The sequence below is a fragment of the Actinacidiphila guanduensis genome, from assembly GCF_900103985.1.
Classification (GTDB): Bacteria; Actinomycetota; Actinomycetes; order Streptomycetales; family Streptomycetaceae; genus Actinacidiphila; species Actinacidiphila guanduensis.
The window spans coordinates 60,609-79,257 of record NZ_FNIE01000020.1 but is presented as its reverse complement, the minus strand read 5'-3'; the positions used below and the strand labels follow the sequence as shown (position 1 = coordinate 79,257).

The window sequence follows — 18,649 nt, the reverse complement described above, 5'->3', positions numbered from 1 at the left end:
GTGGGGGAGGAGGACTCCCCCGGCGGCGGTGCACCGGATGTGCGACGGGCCCCGCGGTGGTCGGAGGACCACCGCGGGGCCCCTCGCGTGGATCAGGAGAGGGCGGAGATCGTGCTGCGGACCTTGGAGATGATCGCGTCCGGGATCGGGGCGTAGCCGGCGCTGGTCAGCGCGGACTGGCCGTCGGCGCTGGCGATGTAGTTCAGGAACGACTTCGTCAGCGGGAGGGTGTCGGCCTTGTTGCCCTTGTCGCAGACGATCTCGTAGGTCGTCAGGACGATCGGGTAGGCGTTGGGCGCCTTGGTGGTGTAGGCGGCGCTCAGGTCGAGGGCCAGGTCGGAGCCGGTGCCGACGACCTTGGCCTGCGCGATGCCGTTGGAGGCGTTCGCGGTGGTGGCCTCGACGGGCTGCGGGGCGCCGGTGGCGATCTTGACCGTGGGGATGCTGTCGGCCGTGGCGTAGGACAGCTCGAAGTAGCCGATGGAGCCCTCGGTCTGCTTCACCAGGGAGGCGACACCGGAGGACTGCGCGACGGCCTGGCCGCCCTTGCCCGCCCACGCCTTGGCGTGCGGGTAGGGCCAGTCGGCCTTGGCGGCGCCGCCCAGGTACTTGGTCAGGTTGTCCGTGGTGCCGGAGTCGTCCTGGCGGTGCACGGTCTGGATCTTGGTGCTGGGCAGGCTGGCGCCCGGGTTCAGCTTCTTGATCGCCGGGTCGTTCCAGGTGGTGATCTTGCTGTTGAAGATCTTCGCCAGGGTGGGCGCGTCCAGCACGAGGTTGCTCACACCGGGCAGGTTGTAGCCGATGGCGATCGGGCCGCCGACCATCGGCAGGTCGATGCCCTCACCGCCGGAGCAGACCTTCTTGGACGAGGTGATCTCATCGGCGGCGAGCGGGGAGTCGGAGCCGGCGAAGGCGTCCGTGCCCTGGTTGAAGTCGATGACGCCCTGGCCGGACGACGACGGCTTGTAGTTGATCGTCGCGCCCTGGCACGCCTGCTGGTAGTTCTTCACCCATGCCTCGATCGCGTTCTGCTGCGCGGTCGAACCGGAGGAGAGGATCTGGCCCTTCGCGCAGGAGATCGACGAGGCGTTCGAGCTGCTGCCCGAAGACGAGCTGCTCGGCGACGACGAGCTGCTGCTCGAGTTGTCGCTGTTGTTGTCCGAACCGCAGGCGGTCAGGACAAGAGCGCCGGTGACGGCGACCGCGCCGACGGTCAGTGCCCGCAGGCCGCTCTTCCGCTGAAGCTTCACCTTCGTGTGTTCCTTCCAAGAGCCCGCCGGTGTGGACGGCGAAGCAGAGGGTTGGGGTATCTGCATCCACCCGGCGGCTGGTGCGCACCGGTACGGCCGAAATTAGGCAGATCAGGTGAAGCGACCTCCGGGTGGAGGTGAACGCGCGGTGAACCTCGCCCGTCGGTGTGGTGGCGCGATGTGGCGAAAGGTGATGATGCGGCCACGCGGTGCTCCCGGCATGCGGCCGCCGGGATCACCCCAGCGCGGACAGCAGCGCCGTGATCAGAGAAGTGTCGCGTGGGTGGGTCAGCCGCCGGCGGGCCTCGGCGGGCGGCAGCCACACCATGCGGTCGACCTCGCGGGAGGGGGCGAAGGCGCCCCCGACCGCCTCGGCGGCCCAGTAGCGGACCTCCTTGGGCCGGCCGGCCGTCCAGTAGTACGTGGCCGGCAGGGGGCTGCCGAGCACGCACTCCATCCCCGTCTCCTCCGCGGTCTCCCGCCGGGCGGCGGCCGCGAAGTCCTCGCCGTGCTTGAGCTTTCCCTTGGGCAGGCTCCAGTCGTCGTAGCGCGGCCGGTGCACCAGCGCGACCTCCAGGCCGCCGTGCGGCGCGCGCCGCCACAGCACGGTGCCGGCTGCCTTGACTGCCGTCTCCTCGCTCATCGGACCGCCGCCTCCTCCCTGGACACCCCGGGCCGTACGGGCCGCCTCCGCACCGGCCCGTGAAGGACCGTCACCTCACGCCTGCCACAGCCGCGAGAAGGCGAACCTGGCCGCCTCCACCTCGTGCCGCTGGTCGGCGTGGAGCACCCCGAGGGCGTACGCGGTGGCCGGCGCTATCCGCGGGGTGCGGGCCGCCGCGGCGACCGCGGAGGCCGACTCCGCGGCCTCGTGGTGCCGCTGCAGCACCGCCGCCGCCTCGGAGAGCCGGGGCGCGGGCACCGCGACCCGCCCGCCGGAGCCGGGCACCTCGGCGGCGTACCGGCTCAGCCGCAGCAGGATGCGCACCTGGTGCCAGGGCGCGTCCTGCAGGTCCGCGGTGAGTTCGGCGCCGAGCGCGGCCTGTACCGCCTCCGCGTTGTACGGGTGCCCGGCCCGCCGCAGCGGCAGGGTGCCGGCCGCCTCGGCCAGCCGGGTGTGCGCCTGCGCGGCAAGGGGCGGCAGCACCTCGGCCACGGGGCCGGCGGCCGCGGGCGTCAGCGGCACCTCGGAGGCGAGCACCGCGATGGAGTCGGCCAGGGCGTGGAACCGTGCCGAGCCCATGGCCTGCAGGGTCGCCGAGTGCGCGCGGGTCCTGGCGAGGGTGAGCTGCCGCTCCAGCAGCGCGGCCGCCCGGGCGGCGCCGACGGCCAGCGGGGCGGGGGCGGCCGTGGCCCGGCCGGCGCCGGGACCGGCCGCCGCCTGCACGGCCGCCGGGTCCTCGGCGGGCATCGCGGCCGACAGCCGCCGCAGCGCGTCCAGCAGCCGGGTGAGCCGCCCCACGTACTGCGGCTCGCGGCCCAGCGTGGCGGCCAGCCAGCTCAGCTCGGCCCGCATCGGCTCGGCCCAGGCCGGGTCGGCGAGGTCGGCGTAGGTGTGCAGGGCCCCGGCGATCCGCCGGGCACTGGCCCGCAGCAGGGCGTCGGCCTCGGCCTCGGCCTCCCCGCGCATGCCCAGGCCGCGCAGGAACGCGGTCGCCTGCGTCCTGAGGTAGCCGGCCAGTGCCTCGCCCGCGCTCGCGTGCTCCGCCCCCGTGCTGACGATCACCGCTGTGCTCCCCGTGTCACTACCGTCGCCCGGCTGGCCGGGGATCTCCTGCGCGAGCAGGTCGCTATGTTGCTGCTGACGGGCCACGCCGGCGCCTCCGGGCGTCGATGAGCATTTCCTGGACGTTGCGCAGCGGGCGGCCGTCCGGATCGGTGGCGTGCCGGGTCCACTCCCCGTCCGCTGCCAGGTGCCAGGACGAGGTGGTGTCCGACATGCCCGTCTCCAGCAGTTGGTTGAGCGTGGCCCGGTGGCCGGGGTCGGCGACCCGGACCAGCGCCTCGATCCGCCGGTCGAGGTTGCGGTGCATCATGTCCGCGCTGCCCAGCCACACCTCGGGCTCGCCGCCGTTGCCGAACACGAAGACCCGCGAGTGCTCCAGGAAGCGGCCGAGCACGCTGCGCACGCGGATGTTCTCCGACAGCCCCGGCACACCCGGGCGGACCGCGCAGATCCCGCGAACCCAGATGTCGACCGGCACCCCGGCCTGCGAGGCCCGGTAGAGGGCGTCGATGACCGTCTCGTCGACGATCGAGTTGAGCTTCATCCGCACGTGGGCCGGGCGGCCGGCCCGGTGGTGGCCTATCTCGGCGAGTATCCGCTGCACCAGGCCGTCGCGCAGGCTGCGCGGGGCGACCAGCAGGCGGTTGTACGCCTCCCGCCGGGAGTAGCCGGACAGCCGGTTGAACAGGTGCGAGAGGTCGGCGCCCACCTGCGGGTCGGCGGTGAGCAGGCCCAGGTCCTCGTACAGCCGCGCGGTCTTGGGGTGGTAATTGCCGGTGCCGACGTGGCTGTAGCGGCGCAGGGTGTCGCCCTCCTGGCGGACCACCAGCGACAGCTTGCAGTGCGTCTTGAGGCCCACCAGGCCGTAGACGACGTGGCAGCCGGCCTCCTCCAGTTTGCGGGCCCACTTGATGTTGGCCTGCTCGTCGAAGCGCGCCTTGATCTCCACCAGCACCAGGACCTGCTTGCCGGCCTCGGCGGCGTCGATCAGGGCGTCCACGATCGGCGAGTCGCCCGAGGTGCGGTACAGGGTCTGCTTGATGGCCAGCACGTCCGGGTCGGCGGCGGCCTGGTCCAGGAATGCCTGCACCGAGGTGGAGAAGGAGTCGTACGGGTGGTGCAGCAGGATGTCCCGCTCCCGCATGGCGGCGAAGATGTCCGGCGCGGAGGCGGACTCCACCTCGGCCAGGTCCCGGTGGGTGCCGGCGACGAAGGGCGGGAACTTCAGCTCCTCGCGGTCCAGCCGGGCGATGGCGAACAGGCCGGTCAGGTCGAGCGGGCCGGGCAGCGGGTAGACCTCGGTGTGCTTCATCTTCAGCTCGTGGACGAGCAGGTCGAGCACCCGCGGGGCGATCGACTCCTCGACCTCCAGGCGCACCGGCGGGCCGAAGCGGCGCCGCATGAGCTCCTTCTCCAGGGCCTGGAGCAGGTTCTCCGCGTCGTCCTCCTCGACCTCCAGGTCCTCGTTGCGGGTGACCCGGAACATGTGGTGGTCCAGGACCTCCATGCCCGGGAACAGCTCGTCGAGGTGCGCGGCGATGACGTCCTCCAGCGGGACGTACCGCTGCGGGCTCGCCTCCAGCAGCCGGGACAGGATCGGCGGCACCTTCACCCGGGCGAAGTGCTCGTGCCCGGAGACGGGGTTGCGCACCACGACCGCGAGGTTCAGCGACAGCCCGGAGATGTACGGGAAGGGGTGCGCGGGGTCCACGGCCAGCGGGGTGAGCACCGGGAAGATCTGCTGCCGGAAGAGGGTGGCCAGCCGCGCCTGCTCCTGGCCGGTCAGGTCGCCCCAGCGGATCAGGTGGATGCCCTCGTCGGCGAGCTGGGGGGCCACGTCGTTCTGGAAGCAGGCCGCGTGGCGGGCCATGAGCTCGCGGGACCGGGTGAGGATGAGGTCCAGCACGTCGCGGGGCTGCAGGCCCGAGGCCGAGCGGGTGGCCACGCCGGTGGCCATGCGGCGCTTGAGGCCGGCCACGCGGACCATGAAGAACTCGTCCAGGTTGCTGGCGAAGATCGCCAGGAAGTTCGCCCGCTCCAGCAGGGGGGTCGCGGGGTCCTCCGCGAGTTCCAGCACCCGCTCGTTGAAGGCGAGCCAGCTGCGCTCGCGGTCCAGGAAGCGGCCCTGCGGCAGCTCCTCGCCGAACTCCTCGCCGGCGGCGTCCAGGCCGGGCGGTTCGGGCTCCAGGTCGGGGACGACGCGTGGCCGGAACGCGCCCTCGCGGGCCGTGCCCGTTCCGCTGCGGCCGCTCTCGCCGGTGGCTTGCGAGTGCTGGGTGGGAACGCTGGGGTGGTTGGTCTGGGCCATGAGTTCCGAGCCCTCCTCCGTGTCCGGCGCGTCAGCCCCATGGGCGGCACGCGGACGGCGGACGTCCGCTGTCGCTCCATTGTCCCGTGCACCTGAGGGTTCCGGCAGGTCGGGCGGGTGGGAGGGGTGTGGGACATGGGGCTGCATCCCGTGATGTTTGCAAGCTTTTTTGAACCAACAGTGAATAGCCCATGGCCGCCAGGCGACCGACATGCCCTCCGCGGGCGGCGCTTTTTGGCCGAGCGGGCCCCGCCCGGGGGCTACGGTGCCGCTCCCGACGGGGGTTCCGGGCTCCCGCCCGGAGTGCGGTGCCGCTGCCGCAGGCAAAGGTTCAGTGCTCCCGCCCGGGGGTACGGTGCCGCTGCCGCGGAGGGTACGGGGTGACACCTAAGGGGCGCGGGGAACTGCGCGACCAGCCATGTTCCGGCGGGTGGTCCGGAGCGGACCGGGCTGCCCCTTTCGGCCGGTGGCGAAGCCCACCACCGTCCCCATTGCGCGCGCAGTTCCTCCCCCAGAGCTTCGCCTGGGAGGTACCCCCAGCGCCCCTCAAAAAACGTGCCATCCGCGGCAGCGGACCCCCCCGGCGGGAGCCGCGCCGCACCCCGGCGGTCACCGGGAAGTCCCCGCGGGAGCCGCACCGTGCCCCGGCGGTCACCGGGAGCCCCCGGCGGGGGCCGCGCCGTGCCCCGGGCGGTCACGGGAACCCCCCGTGCGGCCCGAGCGGCTAGCTCTCGGTGCGGTACATCAGGTCGAGCTCGTGGGTGTGGAAGCCGAGCCGTTCGTAGACGGCGACGGCCGGCCCGTTGTCGGCGTCGACGTAGAGCATGGCCGTGGGGAGGTGCCGGTCGAGGGCGAGGTGGCGCAGGCCGATCGTGGTGAGGGCGCGGCCGAGGCCGCCGCCCTGGGCGCCGGGGGCGACCCCGACGACGTACACCTCGCCGAGCCGCTCGGCGGCGTGCACCTTCGTCCAGTGGAAGCCGACGAGCTCCTCGCCGCGGAAGGCGAGGAAGAAGCCCGCGGGGTCGAACCACGGCTCGGCCTGCCGGTCCCGCAGGTCCTGGAGGGTCAGCGACCCCTGCTCGGGGTGGTGGGCGAAGGCCGCCGCGTTGACCGCGAGCCACGCCTCCTCGTCCCGCCCCGGCACGAAGGTCCGCACGGTGACGCCCTCGGGCAGCACCGGCTCGGCCAGCCCCTCGAGCCCCTCCGTGTCCGGCCCCAGCGGCCGCCGCATCTGCCGCAGCTCACGGAAGAGCTTCAGGCCGAGCTGGACGGCGAGGTGCCGGGCAGCGGGGTGCCCGCCGTGCGCCCACACCCGCAGCCGCTTGCCGGTGGCGCCCAGCATCTCCTGGCCCAGGGCGCGCCCGTGGCCGTGCAGCCGGTGCCGCGGGTGGACGACGAGTTCGCCGGCGGGCGCCTCCACGGGGTCGGTCGCGTCGATCTGCCCGTACCCGGCCAGCTCCTCGCCGGCCTCGCCCGGCACCCACAGCAGCAGGTGCTGCACACCCGGCCTGGCGCCCCCGCGCAGCCGCAGCCGGCCCTGCTCGGAGACGGCCGGCTGGCCGTCCTCGGCGGCGGCCTCCCCGATCAGCGCGAGGACCGCCCGCCCCTGCTCGTCGGTCGGCTCGGCCCGCGTCTCGATACGACGGTCACTCATGCCGTGATCGTACGACCACCGCCGGGCCCGATTCCCGGGCGGCCCTGCTCCGATCGGCCGAAGCGGCCGGAAGCGGCACCAGGGCGGCCGAGACGCATGCGGTCAGGGCGGCCAGCGTGAAGGCCGGCCAGTAGGCGGTGGCGGAGATGACGGCGGCCATCACCGGCGGGACCAGGGCCGCGGTGAGGTTCTGGCCCGTGTTGTGCACGCCGAGCGCGCGCCCGGACCAGGCGGGCCCGGCCCGCTCGGCGGTGGCGGTGAAGGACAGGCCGTTGGTGCTGGCGGTCAGCGCGATGGCGGCGACCAGCAGCGGCGGGGTCAGGGCCGAGGGGAAGCCGGTGGCCAGCGCGGTCGCCCCGACCACGGCCGCGGTCAGCAGGGCGAGCTGCCGCATCGGCCGCAGCCTGCTGCCCACGGCGTCCGACCAGCGGCCGACCAGGATGCGGGACAGGGCGCCCAGCCCTTGGGCGACGGCGATCAGCTGCCCGGCGTGCACGGGCGACCAGCCGCGGACGTCCACCAGCAGCACCAGCGCGAAGGCACCCGCGGTGAACTGCGGGATCACCAGCAGCGCGGCCGAGCCGTGCACCCGCCACAGCACGGTGGAGCCGCGGTACGGGTTGGGCGCCGGCTCGGCGGCGGCCTTGGCGGTACGGGCGGGGTCGGCGGCGAAGAGCGCGATCAGCACGGCGATCACCCCGCAGGTCACCGCGAGGAACCCCATGGCGCCGCCGACGCCGTGCGCGTCCGACAGCGGCGGCATGGCCAGCGCGGCGACCCCCATGCCGAGCGGGGTGGAGGTCTGGCGGATGCCCATCGCCAGACCGCGCTCCCTGGCGGAGAACCAGCCCATCACCAGGCGTCCGCTGGCGGAGTAGACCGAGGCGCCGGCGGCGCCGGCGAGGACCAGCAGCAGCCCCAGCGCGACCATCCCGTGCGCCGCCCAGGCGGCCGCGGCCAGCGCGCCGGCCGCGGCGCCCAGGCCGACGGCGATCACCACCCGCTCGCCCCAGCGGTCGGCGGCCGCGCCCCACAGGTAGAGGGCGAGCACCAGGCCCGCGGTGGGCGCGGCCACCAGGAGCCCGACCTGCGTGAGCGAGAGGTGCTCCTTGGTGCGCAGGGTGGCGGCGAGGTACGGGATGCCGTACACGAACGCGCACGCGGCGGTCTGTGCCGCGGTGCCCAGGGCCAGCATCAGCCAGCGGCGCATGGGGTGCACCTCCTCGGTGGATGGTGCATCCAACTATGGCGAGGATTCACTCTGTGAGACAGAGTGTTCCGTATGGTGAGACATTGTGAGACGCGGTCCACCGTGATCCGGCCACCCGGCCGAGGGGGCTACGCGCCGCCGATGCCCTCCGCGCTGCCGGGCCCCTCGCGGCCCTCCGGCCCGTCCGGTCCGTCCTCCGGCGCGCCGCCGGAATCCTCGCCCGCCCCCGGCGGGGTCGGCGGCGGGGCCACCGGGGCACCCGGCAACCGCAAAGTCGCCAGGGTGCCGCCGCCCGGCGCCCGGGAGAGCGAGACCTCGCCGCCGGACTGCTGGGCGGTGCGGGCCACGATCGACAGGCCCAGGCCGCTGCCGGGCAAGGAGCGGGCCGAGGGCGAGCGCCAGAAGCGCTCGAAGACGTGCGGCAGCTCCTCCTCGGCGATGCCCGGCCCGTGGTCGCGCACGGTCAGCACGCCCTGCTGCAGCCGCACCTCGATCTCGCCGCCGGGGGGCGAGAACTTCACCGCGTTGTCCAGCAGGTTCACGATCGCCCGCTCCAGCGCGGGCGCCTCTGCGCGGACGAACCAGGGCGCCACGTCCGCGCTGATCCGCAGGTCGCGGCCGCGCAGCCGGGCCCGGGTCAGCGCGGTGTCGGTCACCTCGTGCAGCGCCACCACCTGGAGGGTGCGCCCGGGGTCGGGACGGGAGAGCTCCTGCAGGTCGCCGATGAGCGCGGCCAGCTCCGTCACCTGCGCCTTCACCGAGGACAGCAGCTCGCGGCGGTCCTCCGGCGGCAGTGCCCGGCCGGTCGCCTCGCTGCGCTCCAGCAGCTCGATGTTGGTGCGCAGGCTGGTCAGCGGGGTGCGCAGCTCGTGGCCCGCGTCGGCGATCAGCTGCTGCTGGCGGTCGCGGGAGGAGGCGAGCGCGGCCGTCATCGCGTTGAAGGACGCCGACAGCCGGGCGATCTCGTCCTGCCCCTCCACCGGGATGCGCACGCTGAGGTCCTCGGTGCGGGCGATGTGCTCCACCGTCCCGGTGAGGGCGTCCACCGGCCGCAGCCCGGCGCGGGCGACCAGCAAGCCGGTGCTCGCGGCGCCCAGGACACCGACGCCGGTCACCGCGAGCAGCACCCACGCCAGCTCGGTGAGCGGCCCGGTGACGTCGCTGAGCGGGCGGGCCACCGAGAGCGCCAGCGGCCGGCCGTCCAGCAGTTCGAGGTTCGTGCTCGCGGTGTAGACGCGCAGGGTGTGCTGGTGGGCGGCGCGCACGGTGTGGATCTCCGAGCGGGGCTGCTGCGCGGAGGCGGCGGCGATGGCCCGGTCGGTGGCGTTGACGGCGAAGGTGCCGCCGCCGGTGACCGGGCAGGCGATGCCGTCGGAGGTGACCAGCTGGGCCAGCACGTTGGAGGGGTTCACGCCGTACTGGTTGGACTGGCCGACGATCTGGCTGGGCGCGCAGTGGCCCACCCCGCCGCTGGGCAGGCTGTCGCGCAGGGCGCGCAGCGCGACCTGCTGGCTCTGCCGCAGCGAGCTGTCCATCTGGGAGTTCAGCTCATTGCGGGTGATCAGCCAGCAGGCCAGCGCGGCCACCGCGACGGCGACCGCGACCGCCGCGGCCGTCAGGATCGCCAGCCGCGAGCGCAGGGGGAGCCGGTTCACGAGGAGGAGCCCTCCGGGGCACGCAGCACATAGCCGACCCCGCGCACGGTGTGCACCACCCGCGGCAGCCCGCCCGCCTCGGTCTTGCGCCGCAGGTACATCACGTATACATCCAGGGAGTTGGAGGAGGGCTCGAAGTCGAAGCCCCACACCGCCTTGAGGATCTGCTCACGGGTGAGCACCTGGCGCGGGTGGGCGAGGAACAGCTCCAGCAGGGTGTACTCGGTGCGGGTCAGCTCCACCGGGCGGCCGGCCCGGGTGACCTCGCGGGTGCTGGTGTCCATCCGCAGGTCGGCGAAGGCGAGGACGTGGCTGTCGTCGTCGGCCGGGCGGCCGGCGGCGCTCGCGTAGGAGCTGCGCCGCAGCAGGGCGCGCAGCCGGGCCAGCAGCTCGTCCAGCTCGAAGGGCTTGACGAGGTAGTCGTCGGCCCCGGCGTCCAGGCCGGTGACGCGGTCGCCGACGGTGTCGCGGGCGGTGAGCATCAGGATCGGCGTCATCACCCCGGCCGCGCGCAGCCGGCGGGCGGTGGTCAGGCCGTCCATCCGCGGCATCAGCACGTCCAGCACGATGGCGTCGGGGCGGTACGCCTCGGCCTGCTCCAGGGCGGCCATGCCGTCGGCGGCGAGCTGCGTGTCGTAGCCCTCGAAGACCAGGCTGCGGCGCAGCGCCTCGCGTACCGCGGGCTCGTCGTCCACGATGAGGATGCGGGCCGCCGCCTCGCCCTCGCCACTGCTCATCTCGCCGTCCGTCTCCTTCGTGTGCGATCCGTGCCCGTGTGCCCGGCCCCTTCAGCGTGACATGCCGCGGGCGGGGGACGGCGGGGGAGTGTACCGGGGCGTCCCCGTGCCCCGGCGGCACGCTCCCGCCGTCCCCCGCCGCGCCCGCGGTCCCGGTGCGGCCCCTGACGGCCCCGGCCCCGCGGTGTCCTTGCGGTCCTCTCCCCGTCCTCCCGCGGGGGTCAGCCCTGGTCGCCGCCCGCCCGCAGGTGCGCCAGGTCGGACTTGACCGTGTTGATCGGGATGGCGAAGCCGAGGCCGACGCTGCCGGCGTCCGAGGAGGAGCTGCCGCTGTCGGAGGAGCCGGCGAACATCGCCGAGTTGATGCCGATGATCTGCCCGCTGAGGTTGATCAGCGCGCCGCCGGAGTTGCCCGGGTTGAGCGAGGCGTCGGTCTGGATCGCCTTGTACGTGGTGGTGGAGCTGCCGGTGCTGCCGTTGTACTGGTTGCCGCCGAAGGAGAACGGCCACCGGTCGCCGCCGCCACCGCTCCCGAAGGGCGACTGGTCCTGCTCGCCCTGGCTCTGGCCGTCCTCGACCGGCACGGTGACGTCCCGGTTGAGCGCGGAGACGATGCCGCTGGTGACGGTGTCGCTCAGGCCCTCGGGCGAGCCGATCGCCACGACCTGGTCGCCGACCGCGACCGCCGAGGAGTCGCCGAGAACGGCCGCGGGCAGCTTGCCGGCGCCGCTCACCTTGATCAGCGCCAGGTCCTTCTTCGGGTCGGTGCCCACCACCGTCGCGGTGGCGGTCTTGCCGCTGCTGAAGGTCACCGAGACGTTGTCGGACCCGGCGATCACGTGGTTGTTGGTGATGATCTGGCCGTCGGAGGTGATGATCACCCCGGCGCCGGTGGACTTGCCCTCGCCGGAGGTGGCGTTGATCTCCACCACGCTGGGGTTGACCGCCTTGTAGACGCCGGCCACCGTGCCGTTGATCGCGGCCGCGTTCACCGCGGCGGTGGTCGACGCGGTGGTGGAGTGGCCGCCGGAGCGGCCGATCAGGGCGCCGGCGCCGCCGCCGATCACGCCCGCGGCCAGGGCCACGGCGGCGAAGAGGGCGAGCGGCCGGCCGGCCCGCCGCCGGTGCTGGGGGGCGGGGTCGCCGGCCGGCGGCGGGTAGCCGCCCGGGCCGTGGCCGCTGTCGCCGTGGCCGCCGGAGGCGAAGCCGCTGCCGTCACCGGAGCCGCTGCCCGAACCGTCGCCGGAGCCGGGGGTGCCGCCCTCGCCGAAGCCGTTGCCGAAGCCGCCGCCGGGGCCGTACGGGGGCGGCGGCGGGTAGCCGGCGCCGCGGTCGGCCTGCGCGTAGGGGCCGTACGGCTGGTCGTGCCGGCCGACCACCGAGCCCTGCACGACGGGCGGCTGCGGCTGCTCGCCGTAGCCGGGGCCGGCGGGAACCGGAGAGTGCGGGTACTGGGAACCGTCGCCCGGGGTCTCGCCCCAGGGGCTCTTGGGGAGGCTGCTCTCGCTGGTCATGTCTACGACTGTGACCGCGTTTCATGAGAGCCGCCTGAGCGGACGCTGAGAAGCCCGACAGAAGTAGGTATGCCCGATATAAGGATGATCGGCGGCGGGCCGTCCGGGACCTTATCCGGCCTGTACTCCACCGTTCTCGACCGGCTGCCGCAGCGGTGCCGCGGCCGGTACGCCCGGATGGGGGCCGCAGCCGCACGAGCCGCGCACCACCAGGCGGGACGGGAACTGCCGCACCCGCTCCCGGCGCGAGCCCGGCACCCGCAGCGAGTCGTCCAGCACCGCGTCCACCGCGGCCCGCGCCATCGCCTGCCGGTCGGAGGCCACCGTGGTGAGCGGCGGGTCGGCGAGCGCGGCCTCCTTGACGTCGTCGAAGCCGGCCACCGCGAGGCCGCCGGGGACATCGATGCGCAGCTCCCGGGCGGCCCGCAGCACGCCGATCGCCTGGTCGTCGGTGGCGCAGAAGATCGCCGGCGGCCGGTCCGGGCCCGCCAGCAGGTCGAGCGCGACCCGGTAGGCGTCGTACCGGTTGTACGGGGCCTGGAAGAGGCGGCCTTCGGTGGACCGCCCCGCCTCCTCCATCGCCCGCCGCCAGCCGACGACGTGGTCGGTGACCGGGTCGCCCACCACCGGCGTCTTCTCGATGCCGCCGAGGCAGGCCACATACGGGTGGCCGTGCTCCAGCAGGTGGCGGGTGGCCAGTTGGGCGCCGCCGATGTCGTCGGTCACCACGGCGATGTCGTCGATCGCCTCGGGGCGCTCGTGCAACAGCACCACGCGCGCGTCCCAGGCGTCGATCTCTATCGCCGCGTTCTCGCTCGGGCCCTGGCTGATCAGGATCAGCCCGGAGACGCGCATGCCGAGGAACGCCCGCAGGTAGTGCACCTCGCGCTCGTCGAGGTAGTCGGAGTTGCCGACCAGCACCATCTTTCCGCGCTCGGAGGCGGCCTGCTCCACCGCGTGCGCCATCTCCGCGAAGAAGGGCTGGCGCGCGTCCGGGACGATCAGGCCGATCAGGTCCGTCCTGCGGCTGGCCATCGCCTGGGCCACGCGGTCCGGGCGATAGCCGAGCTGCTTGATGGCCGCGAGCACGCGCTCGCGGGTGGCCGGGGCTACCGGCCGGGGTCCGTTGTTGATGACGTAGCTGACGACCGCGGTGGAGGTCCCCGCCAGCCTGGCCACGTCGTCGCGCGTCACCTTGGGCACGTCGCGCAGTCTACGCGTGTCTATCCCGCCGTCACACGGTTGTTCAGACGGTCTGCTCGACCGACGTCAGGCCGGCCGCGTGCTGGTCAGCGGGCTCCGCGGCGGCCGGCGCCGGCTCGGTGCGGCCGGCCTCCTCGCCCGCCCGCTCGCTCTTCTCCGGAGTGACGAACCGGTAACCCACGTTGCGCACGGTGCCGATGAGGGACTCGTGCTCCACGCCGAGCTTGGCCCGCAGCCGCCGGACGTGCACGTCCACGGTCCGGGTGCCGCCGAAGTAGTCGTAGCCCCACACCTCCTGCAGCAGCTGGGCCCGGGTGAAGACCCGGCCCGGGTGCTGCGCGAGGTACTTCAGCAGCTCGAACTCCTTGAAGGTCAGGTCGAGCACCCGGCCCTTGAGCTTGGCGCTGTAGGTCGCCTCGTCCACCGACAGGTCGCCGTTGCGGATCTCCATCGGGCTGTCGTCCCCGGTGATCTGCTGGCGGCCCATGGCCAGCCGCAGCCGCGCCTCGACCTCGGCCGGGCCCGCGGTGTCCAGCAGCACGTCGTCGATGCCCCAGTCCGCGGTCACCGCGGCCAGGCCGCCCTCGGTGACGACCAGCACCAGCGGGCAGCCGGGGCCGGTGGAGCGCAGCAGCTGGCACAGGCTGCGCACCTGCGGCAGGTCACGGCGGCCGTCGATGAGGATCACGTCCGCGCCGGGGGTGTCCACCAGGGCGGGCCCCTCCGCAGGCGCCACCCGCACGCTGTGCAGCAGCAGGCCGAGCGCGGGGAGCACTTCGGTCGAGGGCTGAAGGGCGTTGGTCAGTAGCAGCAGAGAACTCACCGGGCGCTCCCGTCGGTCGTCGTCCGGCAGCCTTGCACCACGGCGGGGGAGGCGGGCTGTCTCAAACCTGACCCTCCTCGGCCGCCGGGCGGCGGTGCGTGGTCTGCCGGAAAGCACGAAAGGACCCGGGGGCGACATTGCCCAGGTCCTCTTCCACGGAAGAATAGCCCACATGAGCAGCCCTGCCGAGACCGGCGACCAACATCCGCGAAATCTCGTGGTCACATCGGGTGACTCCCGCAGTGGTTCCGAGACCGGTTCCCGGGGCGCTCTGCTGACCACCGACGGAGTGCCGATCGAGGCCGGGCACCTGCCCGCGGCGGACGGATCGCGCCGCCTGGCGATCGTCGTCGCGCACGGTTTCAGCGGCTCCATGCGGCGCCCGGCGCTGCTCCGGGCCGCCCAGCGGCTGCGCGCCCACGGCGGGGTGGTCGTCTTCTCCTTCCGCGGCCACGGCGGTTCCGGCGGCCGCTCCACCGTCGGCGACCTCGAAGTGCTCGACCTGGACGCGGCCGTGCGCTGGGCCCGCCGGCTCGGCTACGAGCGGATCGCCACGGTCGGCTTCTCGATGGGCGGCTCCGTGGTGGTCCGGCACGCCGGGATCGTCGGCGTGGACGCGGTGGTGGCCGTCAGCTCGCCCGCCCGCTGGTACTACCGCGGCACCGCGCCCATGCGGCGGCTGCACTGGGTGGTGATGCGCCCGGCGGGCCGGCTGGTCTCCCGGCTCGGCCTGCGCACCCGCATCCACCCCTACGACTGGGACCCGGTGCCGCTCTCCCCGGTCGAGGCGGCACCGCTGATCGCGCCCGCCCCGCTACTGGTCGTGCACGGCGACCGCGACGCCTACTTCCCGCTGGACCATCCGCTCTCGCTGGTGGACGCGGCCGGCGACAACGCCGAGCTGTGGATCGAACCGGGCTTCGGCCACGCCGAGAACGCCGCCGGCCCGGAGCTGCTCGCCCGCATCGGCGCCTGGCTGACCTCCCGCTTTCCCGCCGGGTGAGCGGGACGGGCCATGATGGACGCACTAGGGTCTGTCCGGCGAACAGCGGCGTCCGCCCGTGCGGGCAGGGCCGGCGGGGTGCGCCGGACGGCCCCGGGGTGCCGCCGGCCGGCACCGAGGGGCCCCGCCGGGGACTCCCACCGAGACGGGACGGAGCGATGACCGCATCTGACACGGATACGGCCCCCGCGGCGGGCACGATCCGCTACTGGGCCGCCGCGAAGGCCGCCGCGGGCACGGCCGAGGAGCCGTACCGCGCGGCCACCCTCGCCGACGCCCTCGCGGCCGCCCGCGAACGCCACGCCCGGCAACCGGAGTTCGCCCGCGTGCTGCTGCGCTGCTCCTTCCTCGTCGACGGCACCCCCGTCGGCGCCCGCGACCACGCCGCGGTCCCCCTCCCCGAGGGCGGCACCGTCGAGGTCCTGCCGCCCTTCGCAGGAGGCTGAGCCGCCGATGAGCGACACGCAGAACCCCCAGGACCCCGAGCAGTACGGCTACGCGCCCGCCGAGGCCGCGAGTTGGGACACCCCGCAGCCGCCCTACGACCAGGGCGACCCGCAGACGTACGGCCAGGACGGCCCGACACCCCCGCAGCCCCCCGCCCCCGGCAACGGGTACGCCCAGTACGGCCCATACGCCCAGGACGGGACCATGCCGATGGGGTCCGGGTTCGATCAGGGCGGAAGCATGCCGACGGGGTCCGGGGCCGGGTACGGCCAGGACGGGGCCGTGCCGCCCGCGCATCAGGGCGGTTACGGGCAGGGCGCCGCGGAGTACGGCGGACCGCAGCCGGGCTTCGGGCCGGACGGCCGGATGCGGCCCGGAACACAAACCGGCGCGCAACCGGGGGCCCAACCCGGCTACGAGCACGGCGGATACGGGCAGCCCGCGCAGCCCGACCACGGCCGGCCCCCGCAGTACGGCCACCCCGGAGGCTACGAGCAGGCCGCCTACCAGGCCGGTTCGGCCGATTCGTACCCCGCGGGCGGCCACGGTCACGCGACCCCGCCACAGCCCGGTGCCGACGCGTACGGCCAGGGCGCCCACCCGGGTGCCCAGAACTCCCAATCCGGTTACGCCGGTTACGGCACCTACGTGCCCGAGCCGCTGGCTGCCCAGCTGCCCTCCGAGACCGAGCCCGGCGCCGAGTACGGGGTGCCCACGGCAGGTGGGGCCTGGACGGGCGCCGGCTACGGCGGCCCGCAGCCCGCGCAGGGCTGGGCCGGACCGCCCGCTGCCGCCGCGCAGGCCGCGCACACCCATGCCCCGTACCCCGCTCCCGGCCGGGACCACCCGGCGCAGGAGGCGAACGCCGGTGCCGCGGCCGAGCCGGAGCTGGAGCGCACGGCCGCGCTGCCCGTCGTGGAGGAGCAACCCCAGGCCCCGCACCGTACCGGCTCGCCGATCATCCCGCCCGGCATCCAGCCGGCCGCGCTGACCGCGGTGCTCGGGCTGCTGCTCGCCGGGGGAGCCGCCCTCGGCAAGCCGGCGCTGGCTGTGGTGCTGGTGCTGCTGGAGGGCGTGACGGCCGCGGGCTGGTTCCGGCTCAACGGCATGTGGCCCGCGCGGCAGGGCATCGTGCTGGCGTTCCTCGCGGGCGTCACCGCGGACGCGGCGGTGCTGGCGGTCAACGGCGCCCACGGGCCCGTCGCCCTGCTCGGCACCCTCGGCGTCTGGCTGCTCTTCGTCCTGGTGCTGCAACTGCGGCACCACGGGTCCGCCGACGAACGGCTCTCCTCGCTCACGGCGACCTCCGCCTCCACCCTGCTCACGGTGGTCGCGGCGGGCTACCTCGCCACGGCCACCTCGCACGCGGGCTCCGACCCCGTGGTGGTCGCGCTGATCGCCGTGGCGGCGGCCACCCTCGTACGAGCCCCCCGCCTGCCCGGCGGCGAGCCCGTCTCCCTGGTCGCCTCCCTTGCGGTGGCCACCGCCACGGGCGCCCTGACCGGCCCGGCCACCGGCTTCGGCACAGGCCACGCCCTGGCCCTCGCCCTCGCCGCGGGAACCAGCGCCCTCATCGGCCTCCGTGTCGCCAGCTACGACTGGCCCTCCCGCTTCGTCCACTTCACCGCAGGCGTGGCCCTCCCCCTCACCGCCGCCGCCCCCGCCACCTACGCCCTGGCCCAAGCCTTCACCTAGCCACCAAAGGCGCGCGGGGAACGGCGCGCCCAGCCCCCCACAGGCCGGTGGCCCGGAGGCGGCGGCCACCGCCCCACCGGTCCGGTGGCGAAGCGCACGGCGGGTCCGGCTGAGTGGGGGCGGCGCCCCCGTACGACCCAGGGGCGCGGGGAACGGCGCGAGGAACCACTCACAGGCCGGTGGCCCGGGGCCGGGCGGCCACCGCCCCTCCGATCCGGTGGCGAAGCGCACACAGGGTTCATTGAGCCACCCCGTAAAAGCGAAAGATCGCAAAATACGGGAACCGTACTGCCCCGTTCGCCCGTCAGGCGTTGCGGAACCCTTCAACGGCGACCTGCCCCCGAGGAGAAGCGAACCGCATGCGCACCGCCCGGATTACCCTGATCGTCGTCGTGATCCTCGGCGTCCTCTTCGTGGCCGCCGACCGGATCGCGCTGGCGATCGCCCAGGGCAAGGCGGCCGAGCGGGCCCAGGCGACCGAGGGCCTCTCCGACAAGCCCAAGATCTCGATCAAGGGCTTCCCGTTCCTCACCCAGGCCGCCTCCGGCACCCTGGACCACGTGACGATCAGCGCCGACGGCGTCGTCGCCGGCGGCGCCGGCCGCACCGTGGAGGTCCAGGACTTCCACGCCGACCTGTACCACGTGAAGCTCTCCGACGGTTACCGCAGCGCGAAGGCGGACCGCGCCACCGGCCGCGCCCTGATCACGTACGACGAGCTGACCAAGGCCGCCGGCGGCGTCACCGTCTCGTACGCGGGGCCGGGGAAGACCGACGAGGTGCGGATCACCGGGTCGGTGAGGGCGGCGAAGCTGAGCGTGCTGAGCAAGGTGACCGTCGCCGACGGGCAGGACGACACCGTGCGGCTGCGGGCGGAGACCGTCCCGGAGCCGTTCGAGAGCCTCGGCCTGGGCGACGAGGTGCGGCACGCGATCGACTTCAGCCCGCAGCTCAGCCACCTCCCGGTGGGCCTGCACCTGCAGAGCGTGACGACCGGCAAGGACGGCGTCACGGTGACCTTCAGCGGCACCGGCGTCGTTCTCGCCAACTGAGACGCGGGCGTCCACGCCGGGCTCCCGCAGCGGCGTCGCGAACCCGTACGGACCGGCTCGAACGGGCGCCCGATCGTCCCGCCGACACCCCGCGTGACCCCTGTTCCAGCATACGGACCCTTCTGTCTCAGCATGCGACATACCGGTGACACTCGACCGCCCGCTTGCCTACGATCGGTGGTTATGGAGCAGCAGGCGGACCTCACGAAGCGGCGGGCAGTGGACCTGTGCCGCGTGGCCGCCATGCTCTGTCGACCGTCCTGAAGGCGGCGGCCGTCGCACATCCGGGTGCCCTTCCGGGCGATCCACCCCGATCGGGAGCGATCCGGCCTGCCTGCCCCGCGAGTCCCCCGCCGCAAGGCATCCTCGACG

At 74.2% G+C, this 18,649-nt stretch carries 16 protein-coding genes; 5 read left to right on the top strand and 11 right to left on the bottom strand.

Annotated elements, in window-relative coordinates:
* Positions 1–92: 92 nt before the first annotated feature.
* From pstS to BLR33_RS31030, 11 genes are all read right to left on the bottom strand, one after another.
* Entirely contained in the window at positions 93–1,250 is a 1,158-nt protein-coding gene (pstS, locus tag BLR33_RS31080; protein WP_093787993.1) for a phosphate ABC transporter substrate-binding protein PstS, read from the bottom strand.
* Positions 1,251–1,485: 235 nt separating this feature from the next.
* A complete protein-coding gene (locus BLR33_RS31075; RefSeq protein ID WP_093787992.1) occupies positions 1,486–1,893 on the bottom strand; it encodes an NUDIX hydrolase in 408 nt (135 codons plus the stop codon).
* A gap of 75 nt (positions 1,894–1,968) precedes the next feature.
* Positions 1,969–3,063 carry a CHAD domain-containing protein gene (locus BLR33_RS31070; protein WP_407639745.1) on the bottom strand — a complete coding sequence of 365 codons (1,095 nt, stop codon included), beginning with the start codon at positions 3,061–3,063 and terminating at the stop codon, positions 1,969–1,971.
* Positions 3,041–5,284, bottom strand: a complete 2,244-nt coding sequence (locus BLR33_RS31065) for an RNA degradosome polyphosphate kinase (RefSeq protein WP_093787991.1) — start codon at positions 5,282–5,284, stop codon at positions 3,041–3,043. Before BLR33_RS31065 ends, BLR33_RS31070 begins: the two co-directional genes overlap by 23 nt.
* 724 nt (positions 5,285–6,008) lie before the next feature.
* Positions 6,009–6,938: a mycothiol synthase gene (mshD, locus tag BLR33_RS31060; protein WP_093787990.1), complete on the bottom strand. Its 930-nt coding sequence runs from the start codon at positions 6,936–6,938 to the stop codon at positions 6,009–6,011.
* Entirely contained in the window at positions 6,931–8,181 is a 1,251-nt protein-coding gene (locus BLR33_RS31055; RefSeq protein WP_245771779.1) for an MFS transporter, read from the bottom strand. The genes mshD and BLR33_RS31055 overlap by 8 nt, the downstream gene beginning before the upstream one ends.
* A gap of 95 nt (positions 8,182–8,276) precedes the next feature.
* Positions 8,277–9,803: a sensor histidine kinase gene (locus BLR33_RS31050; RefSeq protein ID WP_093787989.1), complete on the bottom strand. Its 1,527-nt coding sequence runs from the start codon at positions 9,801–9,803 to the stop codon at positions 8,277–8,279.
* Complete coding sequence (locus tag BLR33_RS31045; RefSeq protein WP_093787988.1) at positions 9,800–10,540, bottom strand: response regulator transcription factor; 741 nt, start codon at positions 10,538–10,540, stop codon at positions 9,800–9,802. The genes BLR33_RS31050 and BLR33_RS31045 overlap by 4 nt, the downstream gene beginning before the upstream one ends.
* A 221-nt stretch (positions 10,541–10,761) precedes the next feature.
* Entirely contained in the window at positions 10,762–12,054 is a 1,293-nt protein-coding gene (locus BLR33_RS31040; RefSeq protein ID WP_093787987.1) for a S1C family serine protease, read from the bottom strand.
* A 111-nt stretch (positions 12,055–12,165) separates the two neighbouring features.
* The gene (locus BLR33_RS31035) at positions 12,166–13,257 is read right to left on the bottom strand and encodes a LacI family DNA-binding transcriptional regulator (RefSeq protein ID WP_093787986.1); all 1,092 of its coding nucleotides are present in this window, start codon (positions 13,255–13,257) and stop codon (positions 12,166–12,168) included.
* Between the two features lie 43 nt (positions 13,258–13,300).
* Positions 13,301–14,080, bottom strand: coding sequence for a response regulator transcription factor (locus BLR33_RS31030; protein ID WP_093787985.1), 780 nt, complete (start codon positions 14,078–14,080; stop codon positions 13,301–13,303).
* Between the two features lie 172 nt (positions 14,081–14,252).
* On the opposite strand from BLR33_RS31030, the gene BLR33_RS31025 reads away from it, so the two are divergent.
* The 5 genes from BLR33_RS31025 (at position 14,253) to BLR33_RS37215 (ending at position 18,541) form a co-directional block, all read left to right on the top strand.
* Positions 14,253–15,083 carry an alpha/beta hydrolase gene (locus tag BLR33_RS31025; RefSeq protein WP_093787984.1) on the top strand — a complete coding sequence of 277 codons (831 nt, stop codon included), beginning with the start codon at positions 14,253–14,255 and terminating at the stop codon, positions 15,081–15,083.
* 158 nt (positions 15,084–15,241) lie between these two features.
* On the top strand, positions 15,242–15,529 hold the full coding sequence (locus BLR33_RS31020) for a MoaD/ThiS family protein (RefSeq protein WP_176930667.1): 288 nt from the start codon (positions 15,242–15,244) through the stop codon (positions 15,527–15,529).
* A gap of 7 nt (positions 15,530–15,536) precedes the next feature.
* A complete protein-coding gene (locus tag BLR33_RS36505) occupies positions 15,537–17,225 on the top strand; it encodes a hypothetical protein (RefSeq protein WP_245771778.1) in 1,689 nt (562 codons plus the stop codon).
* A 359-nt stretch (positions 17,226–17,584) separates the two neighbouring features.
* On the top strand, positions 17,585–18,277 hold the full coding sequence (locus BLR33_RS31010) for an LmeA family phospholipid-binding protein (RefSeq protein ID WP_093787983.1): 693 nt from the start codon (positions 17,585–17,587) through the stop codon (positions 18,275–18,277).
* A gap of 132 nt (positions 18,278–18,409) precedes the next feature.
* Entirely contained in the window at positions 18,410–18,541 is a 132-nt protein-coding gene (locus BLR33_RS37215) for an Ms5788A family Cys-rich leader peptide (RefSeq protein ID WP_407639744.1), read from the top strand.
* The last annotated feature ends 108 nt before the right edge of the window (positions 18,542–18,649 follow it).